This window comes from Thiothrix nivea DSM 5205 (assembly GCF_000260135.1).
GTDB lineage: Bacteria > Pseudomonadota > Gammaproteobacteria > Thiotrichales > Thiotrichaceae > Thiothrix > Thiothrix nivea.
This window is the reverse complement of the sequence record NZ_JH651384.1, coordinates 4,283,245-4,299,216: the sequence shown is the minus strand read 5'-3', so window position 1 is coordinate 4,299,216 and position 15,972 is coordinate 4,283,245. Positions and strand designations below refer to the sequence as shown.

Here is a 15,972-nt window from a genome sequence, read left to right as displayed (position 1 = left end):
AAAAGTTAATTCAAGCTTCCATGTAATCATACTTCTTCAGTAACCGGTAAACATTCCGTTCACTGATCCCCAGCGCACGCGCCACCTTGCCCCGATGCCCTTCATACCTGTCCAGCAGCAAGTTGAGGTAATTCCGTTCCAGATCTTCCAGGGTTGGCAACTCATCGAAATCCAGACTGATCCCCTTACGGCTGGATGATGGCATTGTCGCCGGGGAAATTTCGGGGCTGAGGGTGATGTGTTCCGGCTGAATCTTCGCCGCATCGCCAGAGAGGATAATGGCACGTTCCACCATGTTTTTCAGCTCGCGGATATTGCCAGGCCATGGGTAAGCCCGCAGCTTGTCGAGTGCCTTGTCCGTCAGGTGTTTGTTAACCCGGCGGGAAAAATCGTGGTTGTTGATGAAATGCTCCACTAGCGCGGTAATGTCGTCCTTGCGCTCCCGCAGCGGTGGCACATAGATGGTGAAAGCATTCAGGCGGTAAAACAAGTCGGCACGGAATTCGCCTTCCCGCGACATGGCCAGCAGGTCGCGGTTAGTGGCGGCGACAATGCGCACATTGGCGGTCAGGTCGCGGGTTCCCCCCACGCGGCGGAACCTGCCGGTTTCCAGCACCCGCAGCAGCTTGGCCTGAATGGCGGGGGTGATTTCACCGATTTCATCCAGGAACAGCGTGCCACCCTCGGCGCTTTCGATTAGCCCCTGTTTCTGACGATCCGCGCCGGTGAAAGCGCCCTTTTCATGCCCGAACAGTTCCGATTCGAACAGGCTTTCCTGCATGGTGCAGCAGTCCAGCGCCACGTAGCCGTGGTTGGCGACCTGGCTACGTTCGTGGAGTTCGCGCGCCACCAGTTCCTTGCCCACGCCGCTTTCGCCCTGTATCAACACAGTCATCATGCTGGGTGCCACCGCGTCAATCATGTGTTCAACTTCCTTGAGCGCGGCACTGCTGCCGACCATGAAGGATTTGCGCTTTTGCACCTGTTCTTTGAGGTAGAGGAACTCGCGTTTCATGCTGTGCGCGTCCAGTACCCTGCGAATCACCAGTTGCAATTCATCCATGTTGACCGGCTTGAGCAAATACTCCGCCGCCCCGGCCTGCATCGACACCACTGCCTCCTTAACGCTGCCGAAAGCGGTGATAAGGATGACGGGGTAATCGGCAACCAGATGCGGCAGCACATCCCTGCCCCTGGCGTCCGGCAATTGGCAATCCAGCAGCACCAAATGCGGGTCGTGCTGTTGCAGGTAGTTCTGCCCCTCTGTCCAGGAATGCACCCCTGCGGCGGCATAGCCCATGCGGTTGAGTTGCCCAACCATCAGGCGGTTGAGGGTTATATCATCATCAATCACCAGAATCAGGGGGATCATGCGGCCTCCTTGCTGGCGGCATCAGCGTCAGGGAAATGCAGGACGAATTCGGTATTGCCCAGTGCATGTGCTGTTACCTCAATACGCCCGCCATGCTGCTGGATCAGGGAACGGGTAATGGTCAACCCCAACCCTGAGCCGCGCTGGTCAACCCGGCGACTGAAGAACGGGTCGAAAATGTGCGGCAACACCTCGTCGGCAATGCCTGTGCCGGTGTCCCTGACGCAGATTTGCACCTCGTCACCCTGATAACGGCTGGCAATGGCCAGTTCGCCGCCCTCCGGCATGGCGTGGAAAGCATTTTGCGCCAGGTTGAGGATGATCATGCGCAGGTTGTTGTCGGCGGTCAGGATGCGCGGGTTACCGGAATCCAGTTCCAGCGTTTGCTTGATGCCGCGCTGTTCGCGTTCGAAACGCAGCAGCGACAGGGTTTCGCGGATGACGGTGTTCACTTCCACCAGTTCGGGGTGGCTGCTGGCAAGCGTACCCAGCTTCATCAGGCGGCGGGTCACATCCAGGCATTGTTCCACCTGTTCATCCACCAGATGCAGGTAGTCTTTCAGTTCAGTCACGTCTTCCTGGGAAACATCCAGTATCTGGTCGCTGGCTTGCAGGGCAATGCGCACCGAAGCCAGCGGGTTATGGATTTCATGCGCCACGCCTGCCGCCAGTTCGCCCAGCGAGGCCAGTTTCTGTTCGTGGGAATATTGCACGGTCTTTTCCAGGTCGCGCACCGATTCCACCACCATGAAACCAGCGCTGTCCGCCACCGGCAGACAGGCAGCATAGACTTCAGTGGACAGCAGCGAAGCATCCGGACGTTGCAGGGTTTCCATGAATTTCAGGCTGGCCTGCGGCCCCTTGAGCACCTCCAGCGGGCAAGTGTGCAGGGATGGTGGACAAGGGGCATCGCCCTGGCGCGTCACCTTGTAACAGTATTGCTGGCGCAGCCCGGCGGGCGTTGCAAAACCGCTCATGTCGGCATAGGCGCGGTTGGCGACCACGATACGGTAATCCGGGCCAATCACGCGCACGCCATCGGGTACGGCGTCGACCAAGCCCTGTAGGAACTGTTCGCGGCTTTGCAGTGCCTGGTGGCTGTGTTGCAGGCGTTCGGCCATGTGGTTGAAAGTCGCGGCGAGGTTCGCCATTTCATCACGCCCGCTGACCGGCACGCGGGTCGCCAGTTTCCCCCACGACAGGGCGCGGCTGGCGGTATCCAGACGTTTGACCGGTTGCAGCACGTAACGCTGCATGAACCACCACGCCGCCCAGGCGCTGAACAGCACCGCGATGCTGCCAGCCCCCACCAGCACCAAGATGTTCATCAGACCTTTGTTGCGGATCGGCGCGGCGTCATGGTCAACCACCAGGATGCCGTTGACAGGGTGTTCCGCTGCGCTGCCGTGGCATTCCATGCATTCTGGCCGGTTCCTGACCGGGTGGAAGGTACGTAATATTTCGCCTCCCCCTGCCACCAGAAAGCGGCTTACTGGCTCCACCGGCAGGCTGGCGGAGGTACACCCTGGACAAAACTGCTGGATGATCTGTCCCGCCTGTTGCCCCAACCGTTCCTGCCGGGAGGCAAAGCGTACTTCCCCCGCCGGGTTCAGGATCATGACTTCACGCACGTTTTCCTCCTTGCCCAGGTCGCTGATGATGTCACGCAAACCCGGCAGGTCACGGCGCAACATGGCGCGTTGCAGCGAAGATTCCAGCAACAGGCTGACGGCGTGGGAAGCCTGGGTACGCTCCCCGGCAATCTGGGCATTGTAGAAATAATAAAACATCAGCAGGAAGCACACCGATACCAACCCCAACACCCCGAACAAAAACACGATGAAGCGGCGGCTCAGATGTTGTTCATGAAATATCCGTGCAGGATCCGACATACACATGAGTTCCCTGGTTATAACGATAATGCGAGTTTAAACCAGTTCATGACAAAATGTCCTGCTGATCATTTCTCATGACAGAATGTCACTCGAAAATATGACATTCTGTCATAAAAAACAGGTTAAACAAGTGTGCAAACCTCTTCCCGAAATAACAATAAATTTATTGTTTTCATTAGCTTGTGGTTTTTATCCAGTGCCTGGCACGCATACTGCAAACAATACAAGTGAGTGAAAGACCAGTGAGAGGAGACACTTCAATATGCGAATGCGTTATTTCATCTACCCTCTGATGCAAATCACCCTGTTATCGCTGGCTGCCAGTAATGCGCAGGCCAATGAACCTGTTTACATTGCGGGTACAAACCCGGCGGAACGTCCCGCAACTGCTCCCGTCATCACCGAAGTCCAGCATGATTCGGCTTGGTACACAGCCTCCCTCCGGGGAGTGGAACAACCCTATCCCGCCTCGCTGCATTTTCTTGAAAACCAGGGCAACTGGTTTACCCCTTTCACTCACCCCGGCATGACTGACTACTACGACATTCGTGGCTGGCATACCGGTGAATAAGTTTGGCATCACACTCAAAATCCATTTCAAGGAGGTTTCAAATGAAGCAATTGGTTAAAAAGGCTCTGGCAGTCATGGTTGGCGCAATCCTGCTCACCCCGGTCGCATTTGCTGACCAACAAGGTATGAGCGGCATGTCCGGGATGCAAGGCATGGGCGGCATGTCGGGTATGAACGGGATGTCCGGAATGTCAGGCATGGACGGCATGAGCGGCATGTCCGGGATGCAAGGCATGGGTGGTATGTCAGGCATGAACGGGATGTCCGGAATGTCAGGCATGGACGGCATGTCCGGGATGCAGGGCATGGGCGGCATGTCGGGCATGAACGGGATGTCCGGAATGTCAGGCATGGACGGCATGTCGGGTATGAATGGAATGTCCGGGATGGCTGGCCAACAACAAGGTTACTGGAAATGGGTTCCTAACCAGACTGGCATGAGCGGCATGTCCGGGATGCAAGGCATGAACGGTATGTCCGGGATGCAGGGCATGGGCGGCATGAACGGTATGTCCGGGATGCAGGGCATGGGCGGCATGAACGGTATGTCCGGGATGCAGGGCATGGGCGGCATGTCGGGTATGAACGGTATGTCCGGGATGGATGGCATGAACGGTATGTCCGGGATGGATGGCATGAGCGGTATGTCCGGGATGCAGGGCATGGGCGGCATGTCGGGTATGAACGGTATGTCCGGGATGTCAGGTATGGCAGGCCAGTGGGTATGGGTTCCTGCCCAAAGCGGCATGAGTGGTATGTCGGGCATGAACGGTATGTCCGGGATGTCAGGCATGGGCGGCATGTCGGGCATGAATGGTATGTCCGGAATGTCAGGCATGGACGGCATGAGCGGCATGTCCGGGATGCAGGGCATGGGTGGTATGAACGGGATGTCCGGAATGGGCGGTATGTCGGGCATGAACGGTATGTCCGGAATGTCAGGCATGGACGGCATGGGCGGTATGAACGGCATGTCTGGAATGGGCGGCATGTCCGGGATGCAAGGCCAAACCTGGACGCCTCCAGCAGGCCGGTAAACCCTAACTAACCGTCAAGCCCTTCTCCCCCCAGCGGGAGAAGGGCTGTGAAGATGGGGAACCCAACAGGAGTCACGTTCATGGATTCAGGCAAGGATAAATGGTGGATTGGGGCGGTAGCCGTAGTTATCGCCATCGCGGGAGGATTTGGCATCCATTTCCTGTCAAACGCTGGCAGTTCAACGCCCCCCCCTGCCCCAACTGCAAACACTGCAAGCACCACAGTTGCACCCACACAAACACCCCAGACACCGGGTGAACAAGCAACCAGTCAGGTATCTTCCCAACCAGTAAGCGCCCCGGCAGCAGAGCCAGCTACGGCGACAGTCACCAGCGATTACGGACGCACCCGCAGGGATCCCATCCATTTCAAGCCTGCCATCGACAAGGCGACGGATGCTGACTGCCTAAAATGCCATCAGGAAGTGCTCGACACCAAGGTGCGCGAAGCCTCACCAGCAGGATTAAAAACCGCTGACACCCTCGCCTGGTACCAAACGCTGGACACTTACGAAGGCGAACAGATGACCTTCCATCAGCGCCACCTGACTGCGCCTTTCATCAAGAAAATCGCCAATATGAGCTGCACCACCTGCCATCAGGGCAATGACCCGCGTGAAGAAACCAATTTTGGCACAGCGGATTCCCCCACGAACCTGACCATGCGCAAGATGGTCGACCCGAATGTATGCCTGATGTGCCACGGCCAGTTTCCCTACGTGAACATGGGTCTATCGGGGCCATGGCATGAAAGCGGCGTTGCCTTCCAGAACAACTGCCTGCTGTGCCATGCCGGTATCCGCACCGTGCGCCACAAGGTTAATTTCCTCAATGCTGAAGCCATTGAGAAGGAAGGTGCAGCCAACAGCGACACCTGCTACGGCTGCCACGGTGGCCGGGCTTGGTACCGGATCAGTTTCCCCTACCCACGCCACCCGTGGCCAGGGGCTACCCCCGCGCCTGACTGGGCAAAAGACCGCCCCACCGAATCTGACCTGCGTTTTTTGATTGAAGGGAGCAAGCCATGAGCGGACAAGACTGGAAAGACAAACTGAAGTCCTCGCTGAAAATGGATCGGCGCAACTTCCTCAAAACCACGGTGCTGGGTTCCGCTGCGGTAGCTGCCGGAGGGCTTACGCTCAAACCAAAGGAAGCCAAAGCCTTCGCCTACGAACCCTATCCGCGCGACAATGACTTGACCACCGTCGTCACCAGTTGCGCGCATAACTGCGGTTCCCGCCACATGTTGGTGGCACACAAGAAAGGTGACGTGATCGTGCGCCTGTCCACCGACGATGGCCGTTATCAGAAAGGTGGCGAATTCGGCAAGGATACGTTCGAGGAGCCGCAAGTGCGCGCCTGCCTGCGCGGGCGCTCCTACCGTTCCCGCCTGTATTCGCAGGAACGCCTGCTGTACCCGATGGTACGTACCGGTGCGCGCGGCGAAGGCAAGTTCAAACGTGCCTCTTGGGATGCGGCGCTGGATCATGTAGCGGAAAAGATGGAAGAGCTGAAAGCCAAATACGGCCCCACCGCCCTGCTCGACCAGAGTTATGCGGGCGCATCCTACGGCGTGCTGCACAAGTCTGACCAGATTGAGGGATTGCTGGGGCGCTTCCTCGGCATGTACGGCTGCCGCACCAGTTCCTGGTCAGTGCCATCGTATGAGGGAACCAAATTCAGCTCACGCATTACCTACGGCACGATTGAAGACGGCAACGAAGATGACGCTTTCGCCCATTCCAAACTGATCATCATGTGGGGCTGGAACCCGGCATATACCTTCCACGGTGGCAATACCTTCTACTACATGCGCATGGCGAAACAGCAGGGCTGCAAGTTCGTGCTGGTTGACCCGCAATACACTGACTCGGCTTCGGCTTACGATGCGTGGTGGATTCCAATCCGCCCCAACACCGACGCGGCGATGATGGCAGGGATGGCGCACCACATTTTCGCCAACAACTGGCAAGACCAAAACTTCATCAACCGCTTCGTGCAAGGTATGGACGCTGGCACCATGCCGGACTGGGCGAAGGGTCAGGAAAACTTCAAGGATTACATCCTCGGCAAATACGACGACACCCCCAAAACCCCGGAATGGGCGGCGGAAATCTGCGGCGTGTCGGCGGAGGACATCAAGAAGCTGGCACAGATGTACGCCACCACCAAACCAGCGGCGCTGAAAGCTTCCTGGGCACCGGGGCGCAACGCTTACGGCGAACAGTACAACCGCATGGCTGCCGCATTGCAAGCCATGACCGGCAACATTGGCGTGCTGGGCGGCTGTGCGGAAGGTATCGGCAAGGCGTGGCACGCGGAAGGGGTGGCTTACCCTTACGACGAATTTGCCAACGTATTCTATGAATCCATCAAGTCTGACCGCTGGGCACATTGCGTACTCAACTACCCGAACGTCAAGCGGGAAGACATCGGCCTGTGGCCAGATGGGCGGGCTGGCGATGGCGTCATTCCCAACATCCGTGGCATTTTCTGGCAAGGTTCCGACTGGTTCAACCAATTGACCAATATCAACAAGGAAATTCAGGCCATCAATAAGCTGGATCTGGTAGTGTGCAATGACTCCACCATTACCCCCTCCGGCTTGTACGCAGATGTGCTGCTGCCAGTGGCGACCCACTTCGAACGCCATGACGTGGCGCTGCCCTGGTACAAGGGGCATTATTACATCCACCGCCCCAAAGTCATCGAACCGCTAGGGGAAAGCAAAACCGACCTGCAAATCTACACCGAACTGGCCTACCGGCTGGGCGGCGAAGGTTTTGGCAGGCGATATAACCCCAAGGCCAACCGCGAATACTTCCACCACAACGACGCTGTGGATAACGCTTACCTGAAGGATTGGTGGGAACACAAGGTGATGGCGCACCAGCATGTGGATATGTCCTGGGATGAGTTCCAGCAGCGCGGCATTTACAAGTTCATCCTGCCGCGCCCGCATGTCGCCTTCCAGGACAACGTGGAAAAAGGTCTGCCCTGGCCTACCGCATCCGGCAGGATCGAAATCTTTTCCACCACCCTGGCGCGCTATGACGACTGGACCAAGACCGCTTATGGGCATGAAATCCCCGCCATCCCCAAGTGGATCGTGCCGTGGGAATACCTGGGCGACAAGGAAAAGACCGTCAAGCACCCCTTCCACCTGATTTCACCGCACCCGCGCTGGCGTACCCATTCGATTTTCAACAACATCGGCTGGCTGCGTGAAACTTATGAACAGGAAGTCACCATCAACGCCTCTGACGCCAAAAAGCTCGGCATCAAGACCGGCGATACGGTGGAAGTGTTCAATGACCGTGGCAAGGTGGTAGTCCCCGCTTATGTCACCGAGCGTTGTATGCCGGGCGTGCTGGTATTGCACGAAGGCGCATGGCTGGACTTGGATGAAAACGGCGTAGACCGCTCCGGCAACCCGGATATGCTGACACTGGATGAACCCAGCCCGGCAGGTTCCTTCGCCTACAACACGGTGCTGTGCAACATCCAGAAAACCGATCTGGCACACAAACCCGGTTGGGACAGGCTGGCCACCGCCCGTAGCCACGTCTTCCGGCGTGACCTGTAATCCTCAGGAGGAACTTTCCCATGGCAAATGACAATGCTGCAAAGGACAAGGGAGCCATCAAGGAGGCGATCAAACGCCGCAAGAAAGAGGTCTACACGCCGGTAGTCCCTGAACAGCAGTTCGGTTTCATCCACAACAACGTTGACTGTATCGGCTGCCGCGCCTGCGAAATCGCCTGCAAAGACAAAAACGGCCTGCCACCTGGCCCGCGTTTTCGCCGTGTCATGTATGTAGAAGGCGGGACTTACCCGGCTGTCTACGCTTACAAGGTCAACATGTCGTGCAACCACTGCGCGGAACCGGCCTGCCTGCCGACCTGCCCAACCGGCGCGATTTTCAAGCGCAAGCAGGATGGCATCGTCGACATCGACTCCAGCCTGTGCATCGGCTGCCGCCGTTGCGAAGCCGCCTGCCCGTTTGGCGCGCCGCAGTTCATCCCCGAGCAGAACATCGTTTCCAAGTGCAACATGTGCGTGGATGAAATTGACGCAGGGCGCAAACCGTACTGCGTGATGGCCTGCATGATGCGGGTACTGGACATCGGCCCGATCGACCAGTTGCGCGCCGGAACTTACCCCACCAAGGCGATGGCTCCGCACGAAAAGGACAATCTGGTCGGGCAGGTCAAAAGCATGGCCAACCCGGAACTGACCAAACCCTCGATTGTGTTTGTGGCACATAGTCAGGGCAAGGTTGAACAGGCGGCTGCGCCCCAACAACAACCGGCAGTAGCGCCTACGCCTGCCACTCCAGCCAAAGGGGGTGGCAATGGCTGAAGACACTAACCTGATCCAGGCTTTCTGCCAGGGTGCGAGCGAAGATTTGCGCCTGCTGGCCGACCTGCACGCCAGTGAGCTGACTTCGGAACAGATGCACGGCTTGCAATCATTGCGCTTCCCTGAGCCATTGTTGCTGGATATTCCTGACCAGGACTTCCAACTGGCAGTCCATGTCCTGCAAACCACTGTGCAGGAATGGCCGCAGGAACCGCCAGCCAGCATGGTAAACGCGCTGGCTACCGATTTCGCCAGCATTTACCTCAACGGCAGCCTGCACGCCCACCCCAGCGAATCGGTCTGGCTGGATGACGAGGAGCTGACCTGCCAACAACCCATGTTTGAGGTACGCGAATACTACCAGCGTCACGGCTTGGCCGCCCCCAACTGGCGGATCATGGCCGACGACCATCTGGTGAATGAATTACTGTTCGTAGCGCATCTGCTGGAACAGGCATCCCACAGTCCGGCGCAGCAGCCCCTGTTACAAGAAACTACCCGATTCATGGACGAACACCTGCTGCGCTGGCTGTTACCCTTCGGCAGGCGGGTAGCACAGCGCTGCGCCACCCCGTTTTACGCCTCACTAGCCCTATTGACCGCGCTGTATGCGGAACACATCCGTGACCTGCTGGCCGACATACTGGAGGTTCCGCGTGAAAGCCACGAAACCATTGAAGCGCGGCTGAAGGCGCAGCGGATCAGTGCTACCACGCCCCAACCCATGCAATATTTCCCCGGCGCTGCGCCAAGCTGGTAAAGCATGGGTTTACGGACTGGCTGGTTCCAGCAATTGAAACGGGATTGGGTGATTCCGGAAATCATCCCGGAGCGTTGCGTCCACGCCCGCTGCGAAGTGGCGGAATGCACCCGTTGCGTGGATGTCTGCCCCAGGGATGCCTGGATACTGGATGACGACAGCCTGCAAATTGACACCGGGCTGTGTGATGGCTGCGGCCTGTGCGTCGCGGCCTGTACTGAGTCCGCGCTAGGGCAGCCCCTGCTACCGGCTGCACGTTTGCTGGAAGGCCGGAAAACCCTGCTGTTCGCCTGTGAAATGCTTGGGGAAGGGTACACAGGTGACGGTGTGGTTCCCTGCCTCCACGCACTGGATGCCAGCCTGTTGCTGGAGCATTACCGCGCTGGTTACAGGCAGGTGTTGTCCTGTCGCGGAAATTGCGAAACCTGCCCCCGCTACGGGGGTGGGGATCCTTTCCGCGAACAGCTGGCGCTGCTGAATGTGCTGCTGGCCAGCCGGGATGCCCCTACCATCAGGCACGCGCAAGTCTTACCAATGGAATGGGTTGAGAGAAGAAAATCCCCCCCGGCCCCCCTTTTGCAAAGGGGGGGGAAAGAGGGTGAGGTTTCGCGGCGGCAGTTTTTGCGGCAGGCGATTACGTTTGCGGTGGAAAAGGGGCTGGAGCAGTCGGGAGCCAGCACGCCGGAGCCGGATGACAGCTTGCCCTGGCCTGCGACCTTGCCAACACCCTCAGAGGATGCCCCACATCAGGCGATCTTCCCGTTTGTGCCAGTCATGGAAGCGACAAGCTGTAATGGCTGCGACGCCTGCGTGCAGCTTTGCCCGCATCAGGCGCTGCAACTGGAAAAGACGGAAAACGGGCTGGCGCTGGCCTATCGGATTCAGGCCGACCACTGCACCGGCTGCCTTGTGTGTGAAAATGCCTGTGACCAGCAGGCCATACACATCAAACCGATGGGACAAGTCAAAAACGACAGGGTTGAATTGATACAGGCAAGTTGCAAGGCGTGTGGCTGTACGTTCCATTATCCTGTCAGTGACAATGCCGTGCGGCAATATTGCCGGATTTGCGCCCAGACCAACCATCACCGCCAGCTGTTTCAGGTGTACTGAAAGGTTATCCGGCATCAGGCACGTTCGCGGAACTTGCTTCCCCCAAACGCCGCCAACATCCCGCGCAGGATATTCATTTCGCTTACCGTCACCCCTGCCCGCCCGAACAGCCGCCGCAACCGCCGCATCAGCAGGCGCGGATTTTCCGGGTCAAGGAAACGCACGTCGATCAGGGACTGTTCCAGATGGACGTAGAAGCCTTCCATGGCTTGTGCGTTCGCCAGCTCTTCACCCTCTTCAGAGGCAGCAGGCACGGTAATGGCCTGCCTTGCCGCCATCGCGCATTCATAAGACAACACCTGCACCGCCATGGCGATATTCAGCGACAGGTAGTCGAATGCCATCGGGATATGCACCAGCGCGTTGCAGTGTTCCAGTTCTTCATTGCTCAGGCCGGTGCGTTCGCGCCCGAATACCAACGCAATTTTTTGCTGGGCAAGGTGTTGCGCCACGTGCTGGCCGCATTCACGCGCATCCAGTTGCGGCCATTGCAGGGTACGTTCGGAACGCGCGCTGGCACCGATCACATACTGGCAATCCGCCAGCGCTTCGGGCAGGGATGGCGTGATTTTTGCTTGTTCCACGATGTCGTTGGCACCAGAAGCCAGCGCCCAGGTTTCCTGTGAATACGGTTTGCGCGGGGAAACCAGCCGCAAGTCGCGGATGCCCATGGTTTTCATCGCGCGCGCCGCCGAGCCGATGTTGCCGGGGTGGGAAGTTTCGACCATGACGATGCACAGGTTTTGCAGGGTTGAATAAGGCACAGTGTTGTTATCCGTCGGGTATTTTGCTGAAATTCATCGCTTGGCGGCCAAGACTCGCCAACGCACTATGCTATAGTCTTTGAGGCAATATGACCAATAAATGAATCGGTTGGAGAGGAGTCCACGAATGAGAACAAACTGTCGATACACCGCAGTAACCGCCCTGTTGCTGGCGCTGTTACCGGGACTGGTGCTGGCTGGAGGCGGCGGCATCGGTGAGAGCATCAACAACGTCTTTGGCGTCATCAATGGCTGGCTGTCGGAAATCATTTTCTTTGACGTATTTCCGGGCGAGCCATCCATGCCCTTCATCGTGGCATGGCTGATTGTCGGCGCAGTGTTTCTGACCCTGCGTTTCAGTTTCGTCAACCTGCGCATGATGAGACATGCTTTTCGCGTCATGCGCGGCAAATACCGCACGGCGGATGATCAGGGTGAGGTTACCTCTTTCCAGGCCCTGACCACGGCACTGTCGGCCACTGTCGGTCTGGGCAACATCGCGGGTGTGGCTATTGCCATTTCACTCGGCGGCCCCGGCGCAACTTTCTGGATGATAGTGGCAGGCTTTCTCGGCATGACCACCAAGTTTACCGAAGCAACCCTGGCGCAAATGTATCGTGAAGTACGTCCCGATGGCCGTCTGATGGGCGGGGCGATGGAATACCTGTCCAAGGGCTTTGCGGAACACGGCATGGTTGGACTGGGCAAATTCCTCGCCGCCATGTTTGCGGTTTTTACCATTTTCGGCTCGTTTGGCGCGGGCAGCGCTTTCCAGGTCAGCCAGTCGCTGGGTGCAGTGAAAGAGGTCATCCCGTTCTTTGCTGACAACCGCTGGATGTATGGCCTGCTGATGGCAATCCTGACCGGTCTGGTCATCATCGGTGGCCTGCGCCGCATCGCGCATACGGCGGAAGCCATTGTGCCAACCATGGTCATCATTTACCTGCTGGCCTGTTTGTGGATCATCCTCAACAATATCGGTGGCGTACCGGCGGCACTGGGCAAGATCGTCACGGAAGCCTTCTCGCCTATGGCAGTTGCTGGCGGTGTAGTTGGGGCTATCGTGCAGGGCTTCAAGCGGGCAGTGTTCTCCAGTGAGGCGGGACTTGGCTCTGCGGCGATCGTGCATTCCACTGCTTCCGTAAAATACCCTGTCCGTCAGGGCATGGTGGCTTTGTATGAACCTTTCATCGACACCATCGTGATTTGCACCATGACAGCGCTGGTTATTATTCTGACCGGGGTTTACAACGCGCCGGAAACCGAAAGCATCCGTGCCGCCAGCCAGGGCGCTGCATTGACAGCAGTGGCTTTCCGCACAGTTTCTGACTGGTTCCCGCTGATCCTGACCCTGTCAGTGTTCCTATTCGCTTACAGTACGATGATTTCCTGGTCTTACTACGGGGAACGTTGCTGGGTATACCTGTTTGGGGAAAAGCTTTCCATCGTTTACAAGGTTATGTTCCTGGTGTTTATCGTACTGGCATCGATTGCCAGCGCGGCCAATATGCTGGACTTCACCGACCTGCTGGTGCTGGCGATGGCGTTCCCGAACTTTATCGGTTTGTATTTGCTGAGTGGCAAGGTGAAAAAAGCGCTGAATGATTATCTGGTGAAGCTGCATAGCGGTGAGCTGGATCGGGAGGCTGGGAGGTAGTCGCCCCCTCACCCCTCCCCTTGAGGTGTCGACCCTCAAGGGGAGGAGGGCTTTAAGACCCAAGAAATTTAGCCTTTTTTCATGATGCGGGCTTTCTCCCGACCCCAGTCGCGGGCTTTTTCGGTGTCACGCTTGTCGTGTAACTGCTTGCCTTTCGCCAAGCCGATTTCAACTTTTACCCGGTTGTTTTTCCAGTACATGGCCAGTGGCACGACGGTGTAACCCTTGCGGTCGACGGCGTTGTTGAGGCGCTCGATTTCGTGCGCGTGCAGCAGCAGTTTGCGGGTACGGCGCGAGTCGGGGATGATGTGGGTGGAAGCGGACAGCAACGCGCTGATTTGCGCCCCGAACAGGAAGGCTTCGCCCTTTTCCAGGATCACGTAGCTGTCTTTCAGCTGGATGCGCCCGTCGCGCAGGCTTTTCACTTCCCAACCTTGCAGCACCAGACCGGCCTCGTAGGTCTGCTCAATGAAATATTCGTGCCGCACCTGTTTGTTGAGGGCAATGGTTTTGCTGCCGGGGGCGGCTTTCTTTTTTGCTTTGGCCATGATCGTGATGAACGTTACGGAAACGTGAAATGATACGCGGCTTTTGCGTCAATTTGCACACCTTTGTCAACACGCCTTATCATCAAACGCTTTGTGACAGCAAAATAAGGATTCCTCATGCGGCCAGCGCACCTCAGTTCCATCCTCGATAAAGAATTTCTCGGTACTCTGGAAGGGCATCACACCCCGGTCATGTTGTGGGGGCCGCCCGGCGTCGGCAAGTCGCAGATAGTGGCGCAGGTGGGGATACGCCATAGTGTGCCGGTGATCGACATCCGTCTGTCGCAGATGGAACCGAGTGATTTACGCGGCATCCCGTTCCGTGACAAGGAGATGGTGGAATGGGCGATCCCCTCCATGCTGCCGGATGAAGAGCGGCATGGGGCGATGGGCATCCTGTTTCTGGATGAAATTACCTCTGCTGTGCCGAGCGTTTCCGCTGCTGCCTATCAGTTAATCCTGGACCGGCGGTTGGGGGATTACCGCGTGCCGGATGGCTGGGCGATTTTCGCGGCAGGCAACCGTCAGGGCGACCGCGGCGTGACCTACACCATGCCTGCACCGCTGGCGAACCGCTTTTCGCATTTCGAGGTCGACCTGAATCTGGATGACTGGGTGGCGTGGGCGTACAAACACAATATCGACGAACGCATCATCGGTTTCCTGCGTTTTCGCCCGGAGCAGTTGTTCAACTTCGACCCGGCGCATAACCCGGTGGCGTTCCCAACACCGCGTTCGTGGGAATTTGCCCATCGTGCCCTGCAAAAATTCGACAGCTCCCCTGCCCTGTTGCTGGGGACGCTGCAAGCCTGCGTCGGCCCGGCGGCGGGGATTGAGCTGAAAGCTTTCGTCGACAGCCTTGACCAGATGCCCGATCTGGACGCAATCCTGCGCGGTGAAGACATCAAGGCTCCCAAGGAAGTGGATTTGCAGTATGCGGTAGCGTCTTCGCTGGTAGGCCGCGCTATCCGCGCCAAGGGCACGCCGGAAGCGGCGGTCACTTACGGGCATATCCTCAATTACGCCAAAGCTTTCCCGCTCAAGGAAATGGGCGTGATGTTGGTGTCGGACATGTTGCGTGCCATCGGGGATGATATTTTCAGCATCCCGGAATTTGCCCAGTGGGCGCAGTCGATTGGGGATATTATGCTGTATGATTGACGGGAAGGGCAGGACGTGCTGGTAGCACAACCTGCCACCAGCACTATGCCAAGCAAAGGAACAAAACGGACAATCATGGCTGGCTCTCCTCGCTGACTGGCGTAGATTTACGGCGCACCAAACGCATGATCAGGACGTAAAACAGGGGTACAAAGAATATAGCCAGGAAGGTTGCCGACAGCATCCCTCCAACCACCGCCGTGCCGATGGCTTGACGGCTGGCAGCGCCCGCACCAGTACTGATAGCCAATGGCAACACGCCGAATACGAAGGCCAACGAAGTCATAAGGATTGGGCGTAAACGCATCCGGGCAGCTTGCAGGGTAGCCTCAACGACGCCCATACCTTCATCCACCAGCGCTTTGGTAAATTCAACAATCAGGATGGCGTTCTTGGCCGACAAACCGATAGTGGTCAGCAAGCCCACCTGGAAGTACACATCATTGTTGAACCCGCGAGCCATCGTCAACGCCAGCGCCCCCAGAATACCCAGCGGCACAACCAGCATGACGGCAAACGGTACCGACCAACTTTCATACAATGCAGCCAGAAACAGGAACACCACCAGCAAGGAGATACCGTACAGCAGGATTGTCTGCGAACCACTCGCCTTTTCCTGGAAGGACATCCCCGACCAGGACAAGCCAAAACCACTGGGCAAGCGGGCAACCAGTTCCTCAATGGCGTTCAAGGCATCACCCGTACTTAGGGGATTTCCCTGAAAGATTCCCC

The 15,972-nt window shown here is 57.6% G+C and carries 14 protein-coding genes; 9 read left to right on the top strand and 5 right to left on the bottom strand.

Features of this window, described 5'->3' with window-relative positions; translation table 11 throughout:
• Positions 1-10 precede the first annotated feature (10 nt).
• Complete coding sequence (locus THINI_RS21400) at positions 11-1,372, bottom strand: sigma-54-dependent transcriptional regulator (protein ID WP_002710587.1); 1,362 nt, start codon at positions 1,370-1,372, stop codon at positions 11-13.
• A complete protein-coding gene (locus tag THINI_RS21395) occupies positions 1,369-3,264 on the bottom strand; it encodes an ATP-binding protein (protein WP_154724478.1) in 1,896 nt (631 codons plus the stop codon). Before THINI_RS21395 ends, THINI_RS21400 begins: the two co-directional genes overlap by 4 nt.
• Before the next feature lie 265 nt (positions 3,265-3,529).
• Between THINI_RS21395 and THINI_RS21390 the strand changes: the two genes are divergently transcribed.
• The 7 genes from THINI_RS21390 to THINI_RS21360 all read left to right on the top strand — a co-directional run bounded on the left by THINI_RS21390 (position 3,530) and on the right by THINI_RS21360 (position 11,110).
• Positions 3,530-3,838: a hypothetical protein gene (locus THINI_RS21390; protein WP_002710585.1), complete on the top strand. Its 309-nt coding sequence runs from the start codon at positions 3,530-3,532 to the stop codon at positions 3,836-3,838.
• A gap of 41 nt (positions 3,839-3,879) precedes the next feature.
• Positions 3,880-4,875 (top strand): hypothetical protein, encoded by a 996-nt coding sequence (locus THINI_RS25440; RefSeq protein ID WP_050988101.1) that lies wholly within the window; start codon positions 3,880-3,882, stop codon positions 4,873-4,875.
• 80 nt (positions 4,876-4,955) lie between these two features.
• A complete protein-coding gene (locus THINI_RS21380; protein ID WP_002710584.1) occupies positions 4,956-5,903 on the top strand; it encodes an alpha-amylase family protein in 948 nt (315 codons plus the stop codon).
• Positions 5,900-8,461, top strand: coding sequence for a molybdopterin-containing oxidoreductase family protein (locus THINI_RS21375; RefSeq protein WP_002710583.1), 2,562 nt, complete (start codon positions 5,900-5,902; stop codon positions 8,459-8,461). Before THINI_RS21380 ends, THINI_RS21375 begins: the two co-directional genes overlap by 4 nt.
• Before the next feature lie 20 nt (positions 8,462-8,481).
• Positions 8,482-9,237, top strand: a complete 756-nt coding sequence (locus tag THINI_RS21370; RefSeq protein ID WP_002710582.1) for a 4Fe-4S dicluster domain-containing protein — start codon at positions 8,482-8,484, stop codon at positions 9,235-9,237.
• The gene (locus tag THINI_RS21365) at positions 9,230-9,997 is read left to right on the top strand and encodes a TorD/DmsD family molecular chaperone (protein ID WP_002710581.1); all 768 of its coding nucleotides are present in this window, start codon (positions 9,230-9,232) and stop codon (positions 9,995-9,997) included. The genes THINI_RS21370 and THINI_RS21365 overlap by 8 nt, the downstream gene beginning before the upstream one ends.
• A 3-nt stretch (positions 9,998-10,000) precedes the next feature.
• Positions 10,001-11,110 (top strand): ATP-binding protein, encoded by a 1,110-nt coding sequence (locus THINI_RS21360; protein WP_002710580.1) that lies wholly within the window; start codon positions 10,001-10,003, stop codon positions 11,108-11,110.
• Between the two features lie 14 nt (positions 11,111-11,124).
• On the opposite strand, the gene THINI_RS21355 is transcribed toward THINI_RS21360, so the two are convergent.
• Positions 11,125-11,874 (bottom strand): RNA methyltransferase, encoded by a 750-nt coding sequence (locus THINI_RS21355; protein WP_002710579.1) that lies wholly within the window; start codon positions 11,872-11,874, stop codon positions 11,125-11,127.
• A 127-nt stretch (positions 11,875-12,001) separates the two neighbouring features.
• Between THINI_RS21355 and THINI_RS21350 the strand changes: the two genes are divergently transcribed.
• Positions 12,002-13,531, top strand: a complete 1,530-nt coding sequence (locus THINI_RS21350) for an alanine/glycine:cation symporter family protein (RefSeq protein ID WP_002710578.1) — start codon at positions 12,002-12,004, stop codon at positions 13,529-13,531.
• Between the two features lie 68 nt (positions 13,532-13,599).
• Here the strand turns inward: THINI_RS21350 and smpB are convergent, their stop codons facing one another.
• Complete coding sequence (smpB, locus tag THINI_RS21345; protein WP_002710577.1) at positions 13,600-14,079, bottom strand: SsrA-binding protein SmpB; 480 nt, start codon at positions 14,077-14,079, stop codon at positions 13,600-13,602.
• A 117-nt stretch (positions 14,080-14,196) separates the two neighbouring features.
• Here smpB and THINI_RS21340 point away from each other — a divergent pair, with 117 nt between their 5' ends.
• Positions 14,197-15,240: an AAA family ATPase gene (locus THINI_RS21340; RefSeq protein WP_002710576.1), complete on the top strand. Its 1,044-nt coding sequence runs from the start codon at positions 14,197-14,199 to the stop codon at positions 15,238-15,240.
• Positions 15,241-15,313: 73 nt separating this feature from the next.
• Here the strand turns inward: THINI_RS21340 and THINI_RS21335 are convergent, their stop codons facing one another.
• On the bottom strand, positions 15,314-15,967 hold the full coding sequence (locus THINI_RS21335; protein WP_154724477.1) for an efflux RND transporter permease subunit: 654 nt from the start codon (positions 15,965-15,967) through the stop codon (positions 15,314-15,316).
• Between the last annotated feature and the right edge of the window lie 5 nt (positions 15,968-15,972).